Below are 12,807 nucleotides of genomic sequence, written 5' to 3'. Positions count from 1 at the left end.
TGTTTGCATGTTTAATACGTTTTGTGAATACGATCATTTTTAAGTGATTGCTATCTGCTCGCCATTTCATTTAATGTATAAAAAGCTTGCTTGGCAGCGGTTTGCTACAGACCCATCCAAGTAAGTACGCAGACACCCATTAGGAATTGTTCATTGATATGTTTAGCATGAATCGTCGCCTCAAGATCGTATTGCTATTGCTCGCATTTGTCGGGCAAGGGCTGCTATCGAACGGCCAATTGATGATTGCCACTGCCGATGCACAACCTATGGACCCAATGATGATGCAACATCATCAATCAATGAGCGCCGCTACCCACTGTGACGAAGTCGACATGTCCGCTTGCTGTGATGGCGAGCAGGCCAATAGTGTGCTTCCCGACGCGCCTTCTCATCATTGCTGCAATAGCAAAGGGATGTGTAAAGGGCATTGTCAGTGCTTGGTCGTTTCGGTTGCGGGTTACCTCATGTCTGCACAAAGCCCTGCTGGTCAACCATTGCCAGAAGGGATCGTCGCGACTCCTGCACCTCATTTCTCTTCTATCGCTGCCAATCCAGCTTTCAAACCACCAATAGCCTGATCTCCACGGCACACGTGTGCCCAAAATTTGCTGTAACTCAATTCTATTTTTAGCTTTTTGGGTATTGCTGCGCTTATTTCACGCGCTGAAAGCAATTCCCGTTGGAGAACATTCATGAAATCTTATCTATCACTGGCGTTGGCCGCGCTGCTCGCTATGGCTTTTGCTTTCAATACAACTGCTGCGGAGCAACAAGCTGCTGAGCATCAACACCAACACGCCGATGCAACTGAGGTATATCACTGCCCAATGCACCCGGAGGTGACCGGCAAAAAAGGTGACACCTGCCCTAAATGCGGCATGAATTTAGTCAAAGCCGACGCCGCGGTTTACCACTGCCCAATGCACCCAGAAGTCACGGGGCACAAAGGTGATACCTGCCCGAAATGCGGTATGAACTTAGTACCTGCTAAAGAGATGGATCACAGTGATATGCAAGGCCACGCTCACGACATGAAGCAGATGCAACATGGCGATATGACACATATGCACCAACAGTAATCAGGCACTTTGGTGACAATGAAGTAGAAGGAATGAGGTCATGAGTCGTAAACAACACACGCATAAAATTACATGTCTATTTGCCATGGCATTAACTGTAGCGCTGCCACCCGCAGCGCCGTTATTGGCTGCCACACCAAACCAGACTAGCGCGGTAGCCGATGCCGTTAAGTCCCACGTACACGGCGAATACTATTGCCCCATGCATCCGCAAGAACGCAGCGACAAACCCGGTCGCTGCCCAATTTGCGGTATGTTTTTAGTCAAAGATGATGACAGTGCTGCGCCGCAACAAAGCGCTGCCGTCGCGGCGGGGTCAACCGCGGATAAAGCGTCCGCCAATAAGGCGCAGGATGAAGGTAAAACCTATACCTGCCCGATGCATCCCGAGGTCATCACCCATGAACCGGGACGCTGCCCAATCTGCGGCATGTTCTTGGTAGAGAAAGACGATGGTGCTAGCCAAGTGCAGCAGCAACATGCGGGCCAGCAGCAGGCAACTGATACCAGCGCTCAGGCAAACAACGCTGCGGTAGCCACTAACAACGCGCAATCGAGCCCCAAATTAGTTCCCAAAGCGGATACTAACGCTGGCGGCACCATCAAATATGTTTGCCCGATGCATCCGCAGATTGTGATGGATGCGCCCGGCACCTGCCCGATTTGTGGTATGACTTTGGAAAAGGTCGAAATGGGCGGCCAACAGAATCAGGTGCAGGTCAATGTCTCTGGGGGCATGCAACAAGCGTTAGCGTTGAGAGTCGCCAAAGCGACACACCAAACCATGTGGCGCTTTGTTGATACCGTTGGCGAAGTCGATTATGACGAGAGCCAAATCACCCATATCCACTCGCGGGTGAGCGGCTGGGTGGAAAAACTTACGGTTACTTCGGCCGGCGACCAAATCAAAAAGGGCCAGTTGCTATACGAGCTGTATTCGCCGGAGTTGGTGAACGCGCAGGATGACTACCTGCTGGCCGCCGAGAGCTTAAAGCAACACGGCAACAACAACCGTAATAGTGAGTTGCTGCGTAAAGCACAAACACGCTTGGAGTTATTAGGCATCAACCGCGAACAGATCCAACGGTTGGAAAAAACCGGCAAAACGCTGTTTAGAATGCCATTTTATGCGGAAACTGATGGCTATGTGACCGAGTTAAACATTCGCGACGGCATGTATCTGCAACCGGCCACCGAGGTGTTGTCGATGGTGGACTTACACAAGGTGTGGGTGATTGCCGATGTGTTTGAGAATGAGCAAAGCTGGCTAGACGTTGGCCAAACAGCCGAGGTTAATATTCCCGCCATGGGCATTAAAGGCCTTGAAGGCAAGATTGATTATATCTACCCCGAACTCGATCCGGTCACACGCAGTTTACGCGTACGCGTGGTGCTAGATAACCCAAGTGTCAGATTGCGCCCCAATACGCTCGCCAAAGTGTCCATCTACGGCGGCGCCAATAAAAATGCGTTAGTGGTGCCGCAGGAAGCGTTGATCCAAACCGGCAAAGAAAACCGCGTAATCGTCAAAACCAGTGACCAAGGTTTTGTTGCCAAAAAGGTGACGACGGGGCTGATGAGTCGTGGCCAAGTGCAAATTCTTTCAGGGATTGCTGAAGGGGATGACGTGGTGATCTCTGGTCAATTCCTGCTGGATTCAGAAGCCAGCCTTAAGGGCAGTTTGTTAAGACTTTCCGCCCAACAACCGCAGGAGGCCAACAATGCTGAAGACCATCATTGAGGCATCCATTCGTCAGCGCGTCATGGTGTTAGTGCTGGCAGTGATAGTGATGGCTGTCGGTATTCACGCACTGAAACAAACGCCGCTGGATGCACTACCCGATCTATCGGATGTACAGGTCATCATCAAAACCGCCTATCCGGGCCAAGCACCTAAATTGGTAGAGGAGCAGATCACCTATCCGCTATCGACCGCCATGCTGGCTGTACCGGGCGCCAAAACTGTGCGTGGATTTTCCATGTTTGGTGATTCTTACGTGTATGTGATTTTTGAAGATGGCACCGACATCTACTGGGCACGTTCACGGGTATTGGAATATTTAAGCCAAGTGGGCAGCCGTCTGCCTGATGGTGTACAACCGTCACTCGGGCCTGACGCTTCTGGTGTGGGCTGGGTATACGAATATTCCTTAGTCGACCACAGTGGCAAGCTCGACCTGTCGCAGCTGAAAAGCTTGCAAGACTGGTATCTGAAGCTGGAACTGCAAAGCGTTGCGGGCGTATCGGAAGTGGCCACCGTTGGCGGTATGGAGCAAACCTACCAGATCATTCTCGATCCCGACAAAATGGCGCTCTACAAGCTAGATATTGCCACGATTCGAAACGCCATCAACAAAGCCAACAACGAAGCTGGCGGCTCAGTGGTTGAAATGGCGGAAGCCGAATATATGGTGCGCGCCAAAGGCTATCGCCAAACACTGGAGGATTTTCAACAAATCCCATTGGGCGTTGCCAGCCCTGCCGGTACGCCGTTGTTGCTCAAAGACATTGCCGATGTACGCAAAGGCCCAGCGGCGCGCCGTGGTATCGCCGAGCTAAACGGCGAAGGTGAAACCGTTGGCGGCATTATCGTGATGCGTTACGGTGAAAACGCCTTAGCCACCATCGAAGCGGTTAAAGCCAAACTGCAAGAGCTACAAGTCGGTTTGCCTGATGGCGTAGAGGTCGTGCCAACCTATGATCGCTCAACGCTGATTGAAAACTCGGTCGAGAACTTAGTCCATAAAGTGATTGAAGAGATGGTGGTTGTCAGCATTGTCTGCCTGCTGTTTCTGATGCACGCCCGCTCCACCTTGGTGGCGGTAATCACTCTGCCGATGTCGATCATGATGGCGTTTATCGTGATGAATCACATGGGGGTTAACGCCAATATCATGAGTCTAGGCGGTATCGCCATTGCCATTGGCGCAGTGGTGGATGGCGCCATTGTGATGATCGAGAACATGCACAAACATCTGGAGCATTTTCAGCATGAACATCAGCGCCGACCAAACACCACCGAGCACTGGGCGATTGTGGCGGAGTCTTCCAAAGAGGTTGGCCCGGCGCTGTTCTTCTCGCTGTTGATCATCACCCTCAGCTTTGTGCCAGTGTTTGCGCTGGAAGATCAAGAAGGCCGCTTGTTTACGCCGCTGGCTTACACCAAAACCTTTGCCATGGGCGCTGCGGCGATTCTCTCGGTGACCTTAGTACCGATTTTGATGGGCATGTTTATTCGCGGCAAAATCCCATCAGAAACCAGTAACCCGTTGAGTCGTGTGCTGATTGCGGGCTATAAGCCGCTGCTATCATTAGTGCTGCGTTTTCCAAAGTTAACCATAGTATTAGCCATAGTGACGCTGATCAGTGCTTGGTACCCAGCCACTCGCATGGGCAGTGAATTTATGCCCGACTTGGAGGAAGGCGACTTGCTGTACATGCCTACCACTCTGCCCGGCATCAGTGCTGGTAAGGCATCACAGCTATTGCAGCAAACCGACCGATTGATTAAAACCGTGCCCGAGGTAAAACGCGTGTTTGGTAAAGTCGGCCGCGCCGATACGGCCACCGACCCAGCACCGCTGACCATGCTGGAAACCACCATCATGCTCAAACCTAAAGAGGAATGGCGCGAAGGGGTCAAGCTGGATGACATCATCGACCAACTGCAGCAAACGGTGAAAATCCCCGGTTTGACCAACGCCTGGGTGCAACCGATCAAGACCCGCATCGACATGTTATCGACCGGCATTAAAACCCCAGTCGGCATCAAAATCACTGGCTCAGATATCAACGAGCTACAAAGCATCGGTGCACAGATTGAAGCACTGCTGATGCAGCAACCGCATACTCGCTCCGCTTATGCCGAACGCGTTGGCGGCGGCCGCTATATTGATATCACGCCCAAGTTAGATGTGGCGTCACGCTACGGCATGACGCTGAGCGATATTCAAGATGTGGTGCGCTATGCCATCGGTGGGATGGATGTGGGCGAATCCGTACAAGGTGCTGAGCGTTACCCTATCAACCTACGCTATCCACGCGAGCTGCGAGACAACATCGAGAAGCTGCGAGATCTGCCCGTGATTACCAAGTCTGGTCACTATCTGCCGCTGCGCAATCTGGCCGATATTGACATCACTGATGGTGCGCCGATGCTGAAAAGCGAAAACGGCCGGTTAATCTCTTGGGTGTTTGTGGATATCAAAGGCACCTCTATCGGGGAATACATCAATACCGTGAAGCCGATTTTGGCTGCTAATGTGAAGTTGCCGCCGCGCTATAGCTACAGCTTTGCCGGTCAATACGAGTACATGCAGCGCGTCACCGCCAAGTTGGAGCAAGTGGTACCCATGGCGCTCGCGGTTATCTTTATCCTGCTGATGATGACCTTTGGCTCCGCCAAGCAAGCGGCCATTATTATGCTGTCACTACCATTTGCCTTGGTGGGCAGTACGTGGGTGCTGTATGGCTTGGGTTATAACTTCTCCGCTGCCGTCGCCGTGGGGATGATTGCGCTCGCCGGGGTAGCGGCGGAGTTCGGCGTAGTGATGCTGGTATATCTCAACAATGCCATCAAACATCGACAAGACAATGATCAGTACCACGCGGTGAGCGACCTGAAAGCCGCGCTCATAGAAGGCGCAGTAATGCGTATTCGTCCGAAAGCGATGACCGTAGCCACCATCTTCTTCGGTTTGTTACCGATCATGTGGGGCGCAGGCTCAGGCAATGAGGTGATGCAAAAGATTGCCGCACCAATGGTCGGCGGCATGATCACCGCACCTATCCTATCGTTGTTCGTACTGCCAGCGATCTACCTACTGTTGTATGGTCGTCAGCTAAAATCGCATGAGGATTAGAAATAAGGCATAAAGCAAAAAGGATTCCCGCGGGAATCCTTTTTTATGACGTATAGGGGCTGCTTAGTCGTTGCGGCCCGTTTCTGACTTTTTCTCACGCGCCAGCAGCTCTTTTGCTGCATCTAACGGAGATTTGCCTTGGTACAACACTTGGTAGATCTGCTCAGTAATCGGCATTTCCACGCCTAAGCGACTCGCCAAAGTAAACACCTCTTTGGTGTTACGGTAACCTTCAACCACTTGACCAATCTGGGTTTGTGCCGTTTCCACATCAAGCCCTTGCCCCAACGCCATACCAAAACGGCGATTGCGAGATTGGTTATCGGTACAGGTCAGCACTAAGTCACCTAAACCGGCCATGCCCATAAAGGTAGCGTCTTTAGCACCCAGCGCCACACCTAAGCGGGTCAACTCGACCAAGCCACGAGTGATCAGCGCCGTACGCGCATTAGCACCAAAACCGATGCCGTCAGACATGCCAGCGCCAATGGCGATAACGTTTTTCACCGCACCGCCCAGTTGCAAACCGATGAAATCATCGTTGGCGTATACGCGCAACCGTTTCGGGCTATGCAACAACTCAGCGATATCGGCAGTAAAAGCCTCGTCAGTGCCCGCTACCGAAATTGCCGTGGGCAAGCCTGCCGCTAACTCTTTCGCAAACGTTGGACCGGACAACACTGCCAGTGGGTATTGATCGCCAATCACCTCACACGCCACGTCTTTTAGCAAACGCCCCGTGTGTGGTTCCAACCCTTTGGTGGCCCACACGATGCGAGCATCCGGACGCAACAAAGGTTTAGCTTGTGCCAGCACATCAGCAAACACATGGCTAGGCACCACAATCAACAAGTTGCGAGAAGCCGCTACCGCTTTAGTTAAGTCGGCTTCCAGAATGAGTTCGTCAGGGAATGCGATTCCCGGTAAAAACTCTTCATTGCAACGCGCTGCGGCTAACTTGGCAACATGTGCTGCCTGATGTCCCCAAAGCACAGTGCGATGGCCATTGCTAGCCAACGAAATGGCCAGCGCAGTGCCGTAGGAGCCAGCTCCTAGTACGGTAATTTCGGCTTCTGTGGTCATTGCGAATTAAGCTTCTGCGTTTTCAGTGGCAGCCGCGGCTTCCGCTTGGCGAGACTGAACATATTGCGCAAACAGTGCATCAAAGTTCACTGGTGCCAAGTTCAGTTGTGGGAATGTGCCACGAGATACCAAGCTAGCAATGGTTTCACGTGCATATGGGAACAGCACGTTCGGGCAATATGCACCGATTGAGTGGGCCATTTGTGGCTCAGTCAAACCAGAGATAGTGAAGATACCTGCTTGTTGTACTTCACACAGGAACGCAGTTTCTTCGCCCAGCGTTGCAGTAGCTGTCAGCGACAGGATCACTTCGTAAACGTCGTCGCCCAGTTTTGAGCTACGAGTGTCGAGATCTAATTTAACTTCTGGCGTCCATTCCTTTTGAAAAATGGCAGGGCTGTTTGGCGTTTCAAACGACACGTCTTTGACATAAACGCGTTGAATGTTGAATTGTGGGCCTTGAGGTTCGTTGTTTGTAGCTTCAGCCATAATGCTTTACCTATTCTTGTTTGATGCCCAGCAGGGCTATTTTTGTTGAGGGTATCTGTTACGCGGAGTCCCGGTCATCATCCCTAATTAAACTGAACAGTCATATGGTCGCAATTACTTTCTGCGACTAACAGGCATATTGGCCGCCTGCCATTCCCCCATACCGCCTTTAAGGCTGTATACCTGTTCAAAGCCATCTTTTACTAAAATCTGCGCCGCTTGCGATGAAGTCATCCCTGCATTGCATACCAGTATGATGGGTTTAGATTTGTGCTTTTCAAGGTTTGCGCGGCTATTTTTGATGTCCGCCATCGGCATATTGACCGCATTTACAATATGACCTTTACGGAATTCATCTTTACCACGCACGTCGATCACTACTGCTTCTTGTTTGTTAATCAGCATGGTAGCTTCTTGAGTGTTAATGGTTTTTACTTTTGAAAACGCCATTTTAAACAGCGTAACAATCAACGCTACGAGTAACGCAGCCCACGCGACGCAAAGCATGGTGTGAGCGTGAAAAAAATCGATATATTCCTGCATTATTACAGCCTGTATTGAGCTTGCCCCAGAATGATAAGCGCTGAGTATACCCATCCCCCAAGCAGATTGCAGCAGTTAAAGCGCGGCTTTTGAAAGGGGATCAAACCGCAAATTACGATGAATTCCATCAGCACAATCGGTTTGCTGCCGCTTTTTTCGGCCAGTGAAGCTGTAGTAATATTCAATCAGTTAAGAATTTTTCAATTACCTCTAGGTATCAACTATGAAGACAATTAAAGGTCCTCTGGCACTATTGATTCTCGACGGATGGGGTTCACGTACAGAAACCAGCAGTAACGCTGTGTTCCATGCGAAAACTCCGGTGCTCGATAGTCTGACGCAAAAATATGCTCATAACTTAATTTCGGGCTCTGGGCTCGATGTCGGTTTGCCTGACGGGCAGATGGGTAACTCTGAAGTGGGCCATATCAATATCGGTTCCGGTCGCATCGTTTACCAAGAACTGACTCGTATCGGCAAGGCGATTGATGACGGCGAATTTTTTGATAATCCCGCCTTAGTCAACGCGGTAGATACCGCCGTGGCGAATGATCGCGCCGTGCACATTATGGGCTTGTTATCGGCCGGCGGCGTACACAGCCATGAAAGCCACATTGCCGCCATGTGCCAAATGGCCGCTAAACGTGGCGCGAAAGCTATCTATCTGCATGCATTCCTGGATGGCCGTGACACACCGCCACGCAGTGCAAAAAGCAGCTTGGAGCAGTTCGACCAACTGTTTGCTGACCTTGGCGTTGGCAAAATTGCCTCCGTGGTAGGCCGTTACTATGCGATGGACCGCGATAACCGTTGGGATCGTGTCAGTCAAGCATACGAAGTGATCGCTGAAGGAAAAGGCAAATACCAAGCTGCGTCGGCTGTAGCCGCCTTGGAAGCCGCTTATGCACGTGATGAAAACGATGAGTTTGTCGCCGCGACCACCATTGGTGACCAAGTAGAGTTGCACGATGGTGACTCACTGATTTTCATGAACTTCCGTGCGGACCGTGCGCGCCAAATTACTCGCGCTTTCATCAATGCTGACTTTGACGGTTTTGTTCGTAACAAAACAGCAAAAGTAAACTTTGTTACCTTGACCGAATACGCCGCCGATATTGCAGCGCCAGTCGCTTTCCCGAAAGAGGAGTTAGTGAACACCTTCGGTGAAACACTGCAGAAATTGGGCATGCGTCAGCTGCGTATTTCTGAAACTGAGAAATACGCCCACGTGACCTTCTTCTTCAACGGCGGTGTTGAAACCCCATTTGAAGGCGAGGACCGTATCCTGATCAACTCGCCTAAAGTGGCCACTTATGACTTGCAACCTGAGATGAGTTCAACAGAACTGACTGATAAGTTAGTTGAAGCCATTGAATCATCTCAATATGATGTCATCATCTGTAACTATCCTAACGGGGATATGGTAGGCCACACTGGCAGCTTTGAAGCCGCAGTGAAAGCCTGCGAAGCGGTTGACCATTGCTTAGGCCGTGTGGTTGCAGCATTGGATAAAGTCGGTGGCGAATGCATCATTACCGCTGACCATGGCAACGCCGAAAAAATGGTGGATGAAACCACAGGCCAGCCACATACCGCTCACACCAGCGAACTGGTGCCATTCATCTATGTTGGCCGCAATGCCGATATCGATAACGGTGGTCGCTTGAGTGATATCGCCCCGTCAATGCTGACCTTGTTAGGACAGGAAGTACCGGCAGAAATGACCGGCAAGGCTATCATTCACGTTAAAGAGTAACCACGCATCCGTGATTATTAACGCTAACATGAAAGCCAGCATCATTGCTGGCTTTCTTATTTTATCCAGTCCGCTGGCTCAGGCCTCTGATCTGAACAAACGTCAGTCGGAGTTACAGGCTATTCGGCAACAAATCGCCTCTGAACAGCAAGATCTGCACAGCAGCAGCCAACAACGCGATAAGTTACTGCAGCTACTTAAACGTGATGAACGCGCCATTGGTGACGCGGCGAAGAAACTCAACCAAACTGAAAACCAGTTGAGTGATTCGCAAGCCACCATGAAGAAACTCAACAGCCAAGAAGCCGACCTCACCAAACAACAAGCGGCGCAACAACAAGTGTTGGCTAAACAGCTCAAAAGCGCCTACCTCGCGGGGAATCACGATTACAGTAAAATGCTGTTGAATCAGCAAGATCCCGCTACCGTCGAACGGCTACTGACGTATTATCAATATCTGAACAAGGCGCGTATTAGCGCCATCGACACGCTCAAGCAAACCCACGACGAGCTGGTCAAAGTACAGCAACAAGCCAAACAGGAAAACGAGCGCTTGAATGCGCTGGCAATCGACCAACGGGCCCAATCCAAACAGCTTTCAGCCGAACAGAATCAACGGCAAAACACCTTAGCGCAGCTACAACAAGTTATTGATAAAAAAGCCTCCGGTTTGGAACAGTTGCAGATTGAAGAAGCATCGCTCAAACGTGTCATTGAACAAGCGCTCAAAGCTGCTGCCGAGAACCCGACCATGGATGGCCTCGCCAAGAGCAGCGGCAAACTCAATTGGCCCACCAAGGGCAGTATTCGTAACAGCTTTGGCAGCGCTCGTTCTGGCAATGTGCGCTGGAAAGGCGTGGTGATTGATGCCGCCGAAGGCCAAGCCGTCAAGGCACCCGCCTCGGGTAAAGTCATCTATGCCGACTGGCTTAAGGGCTTTGGTTTACTGATGGTTATCGACCACGGTCAGGGTTTTATGAGCTTATATGGCTACTCACAAGCCTTGCTTAAAGAAGTGGGCGACACAGTTAAAACAGGGGAAGATATCGCCCTCGTCGGTCGCTCTGGCGGACAGAACCAAGCCGGGCTGTACTTTGAAATTCGCCACAAAGGTGAAGCTGAAAATCCCGCCAAATACTGTCGTTAATAGCAGGCTCAGCTTGACAGCACTAGGGCGCTTACTGGTATAAATGAATGCGAAGGATCGCCGCCAACATAAAGCCGTAACGATAGCGGTTACCAAAACAATATTAAATAAGACCTAATCTATAAAATAGTGCGCCGACTTTTACTAGGGTTTGTATTAGCCCTCGTCAGCTTGCATTGCAGTGCTGGCCAACTGGCTATTATCATCGATGATATCGGCTATCGTCATACCGACGAGGATACTCTGTCCCTCCCTGCTGGCATTACTTTGTCTGTACTTCCCCATACACCACTGGGCCGTAAACTGGCCGAACAAGCGCACGCTAAAGGCCATGAAATTATGGTGCATTTACCCATGCAAGCCCTGAATGGCAAAGCTTTGGGGCCAGGTGGACTCAATAATCAAATGGATGAAGCGCACTTTAAGCAAGCCGTAGCCGATGCCATTAAAAGCGTGCCTTATGCCAAAGGCAGCAATAACCATATGGGCAGTTTGCTGACACAACTCGACCAGCCGATGCAATGGTTAATGGAAGTGTTAAGGGGTGAGAACTTCTACTTTGTCGATAGCGTCACCACGCGTTTCTCTAAGGCCAGTAGCGAAGCCAACAGCTTCAACGTCCCGTTGCTAAAACGCCAAGTATTTTTAGATAACAGAGTGGATCAACGGGCATTGAGTAAACAGCTAGCCACAGCGTTGGCGCTCGCCAAACAGCAGGGACAAGCCGTATTGATTGCCCATCCCTATCCTGAAACCATCGAATTTCTCAAACACAGTCTCAAACCCGAACTACAAAGACAAGGGGTTGAATTAGTGAAAGCCTCGGAACTGCTCACACTACAGTTTGCCAAAGAGCGTTCCAATAGCCTTAGTGACAAAGAGCAACTCTAACTCAAGCAAACGCTCTCATGACTTGGCAACAATGCATGCAGGTCACTACCGTTAGCCACGACATCCGCTAAGGTGTATTTGTCTAACACATGCAGATAGGCGTATACCGCATCAGCAAGCACCTCTTTAAGACGACAAGCAGGCACCAGTCGGCAATAAGGCTTATTGCAATCAACTGGTTCTAACGAGTGTTCTAGATCGCGGACTAATCGCCCCATATTGATTGCTGCAGGCTCCTTCGCTAAACGAAACCCGCCAGCTTTACCACGGATCGTCTTCAAATACCCCGTTTTACCTAGGTGATGCACGATCTTAGACACATGGTTGGGGGATAAATCGAATACTTCCGTGATCTCTGCGATACGGAATAGTCGTTCACGGGCAGGATCGAGCGCCAAATACATCAGCGTCCGAATACCAAAATCTGTGTACCGTGTCAGTTGCATTTGCCTGTCCTATAGCGATGTTTGCTGCTCCAGTAGCGTAATGAGTTGATAGGCTTCATCATTGCTACGTCCACACACATCTTCGGTTGCTGAAAACTGCAGACATACGTCAGGGCGATCAGGTCGCCCAAATAGTTGGCAGAGGTTGTTGTCATCTAACTGCACACAACGCACCCCAGCAGGCTTACCGTTGGGCATCCCAGGGATCGCACTGGTAATTGACGGCGCAACACAACAGGCGCCACATCCAACACGGCAGTTCAATAATAGTTACCTCAGATAGGAGATTATAACGAATATAACAGCATAGATTGATATTCAAATCACAGACCGATAATAACACCTTAGCGCGAAAGTGGTTGTGACCCGAAGAACGGCATAAATAGCGTAAAAACAAAAAGGCCTCGTCGTAAGACGAGGCCTTGATGTGTTGGCGGAGCGGACGGGACTCGAACCCGCGACCCCCGGCGTGACAGGCCGGTATTCTAACCAACTGAACTACCGCTCC

General features: G+C 50.7%; 12 protein-coding genes and 1 tRNA gene. 7 read left to right on the top strand and 6 right to left on the bottom strand.

Annotation, left to right across the window (positions count from 1 at the left end):
• Positions 1-158: 158 nt before the first annotated feature.
• From L9G74_RS13025 to L9G74_RS13010, 4 genes are all read left to right on the top strand, one after another.
• Positions 159-581: a hypothetical protein gene (locus L9G74_RS13025; RefSeq protein ID WP_238896849.1), complete on the top strand. Its 423-nt coding sequence runs from the start codon at positions 159-161 to the stop codon at positions 579-581.
• A gap of 114 nt (positions 582-695) precedes the next feature.
• On the top strand, positions 696-1,082 hold the full coding sequence (locus tag L9G74_RS13020) for a heavy metal-binding domain-containing protein (RefSeq protein WP_238896848.1): 387 nt from the start codon (positions 696-698) through the stop codon (positions 1,080-1,082).
• 40 nt (positions 1,083-1,122) lie between these two features.
• Entirely contained in the window at positions 1,123-2,823 is a 1,701-nt protein-coding gene (locus L9G74_RS13015; protein WP_238896847.1) for an efflux RND transporter periplasmic adaptor subunit, read from the top strand.
• On the top strand, positions 2,804-5,944 hold the full coding sequence (locus L9G74_RS13010; RefSeq protein ID WP_238896846.1) for an efflux RND transporter permease subunit: 3,141 nt from the start codon (positions 2,804-2,806) through the stop codon (positions 5,942-5,944). The genes L9G74_RS13015 and L9G74_RS13010 overlap by 20 nt, the downstream gene beginning before the upstream one ends.
• A gap of 63 nt (positions 5,945-6,007) precedes the next feature.
• On the opposite strand, the gene gpsA is transcribed toward L9G74_RS13010, so the two are convergent.
• The 3 genes from gpsA to L9G74_RS12995 all read right to left on the bottom strand — a co-directional run bounded on the left by gpsA (position 6,008) and on the right by L9G74_RS12995 (position 8,059).
• Positions 6,008-7,027, bottom strand: a complete 1,020-nt coding sequence (gpsA, locus tag L9G74_RS13005) for an NAD(P)H-dependent glycerol-3-phosphate dehydrogenase (protein ID WP_238896845.1) — start codon at positions 7,025-7,027, stop codon at positions 6,008-6,010.
• A 6-nt stretch (positions 7,028-7,033) separates the two neighbouring features.
• Complete coding sequence (gene secB / locus L9G74_RS13000) at positions 7,034-7,516, bottom strand: protein-export chaperone SecB (protein ID WP_238896844.1); 483 nt, start codon at positions 7,514-7,516, stop codon at positions 7,034-7,036.
• 114 nt (positions 7,517-7,630) lie between these two features.
• The gene (locus tag L9G74_RS12995; RefSeq protein WP_238896843.1) at positions 7,631-8,059 is read right to left on the bottom strand and encodes a rhodanese-like domain-containing protein; all 429 of its coding nucleotides are present in this window, start codon (positions 8,057-8,059) and stop codon (positions 7,631-7,633) included.
• Positions 8,060-8,282: 223 nt separating this feature from the next.
• Between L9G74_RS12995 and gpmM the strand changes: the two genes are divergently transcribed.
• The 3 genes from gpmM (at position 8,283) to L9G74_RS12980 (ending at position 11,853) form a co-directional block, all read left to right on the top strand.
• Positions 8,283-9,815: a 2,3-bisphosphoglycerate-independent phosphoglycerate mutase gene (gene gpmM / locus L9G74_RS12990; RefSeq protein WP_238896842.1), complete on the top strand. Its 1,533-nt coding sequence runs from the start codon at positions 8,283-8,285 to the stop codon at positions 9,813-9,815.
• Positions 9,816-9,843: 28 nt separating this feature from the next.
• Positions 9,844-10,962, top strand: coding sequence for a murein hydrolase activator EnvC family protein (locus L9G74_RS12985; RefSeq protein ID WP_238896959.1), 1,119 nt, complete (start codon positions 9,844-9,846; stop codon positions 10,960-10,962).
• 129 nt (positions 10,963-11,091) lie between these two features.
• Positions 11,092-11,853, top strand: a complete 762-nt coding sequence (locus L9G74_RS12980; protein ID WP_238896841.1) for a divergent polysaccharide deacetylase family protein — start codon at positions 11,092-11,094, stop codon at positions 11,851-11,853.
• Here the strand turns inward: L9G74_RS12980 and L9G74_RS12975 are convergent.
• The 3 genes from L9G74_RS12975 to L9G74_RS12965 form a co-directional block, all read right to left on the bottom strand.
• On the bottom strand, positions 11,850-12,299 hold the full coding sequence (locus L9G74_RS12975; protein WP_238896840.1) for an Rrf2 family transcriptional regulator: 450 nt from the start codon (positions 12,297-12,299) through the stop codon (positions 11,850-11,852). The genes L9G74_RS12980 and L9G74_RS12975 overlap by 4 nt on opposite strands.
• Before the next feature lie 9 nt (positions 12,300-12,308).
• Positions 12,309-12,563, bottom strand: coding sequence for a YkgJ family cysteine cluster protein (locus L9G74_RS12970; protein WP_238896839.1), 255 nt, complete (start codon positions 12,561-12,563; stop codon positions 12,309-12,311).
• Between the two features lie 167 nt (positions 12,564-12,730).
• Positions 12,731-12,807: transfer RNA gene (locus L9G74_RS12965), tRNA-Asp, on the bottom strand.

This window comes from Shewanella electrica (genome assembly GCF_022321485.1).
In the GTDB taxonomy this organism is placed as follows: Bacteria; Pseudomonadota; Gammaproteobacteria; order Enterobacterales; family Shewanellaceae; genus Shewanella; species Shewanella electrica.
Note: the sequence above shows the minus strand (reverse complement) of the source record. Positions and strands in the feature narration are given on the sequence as shown.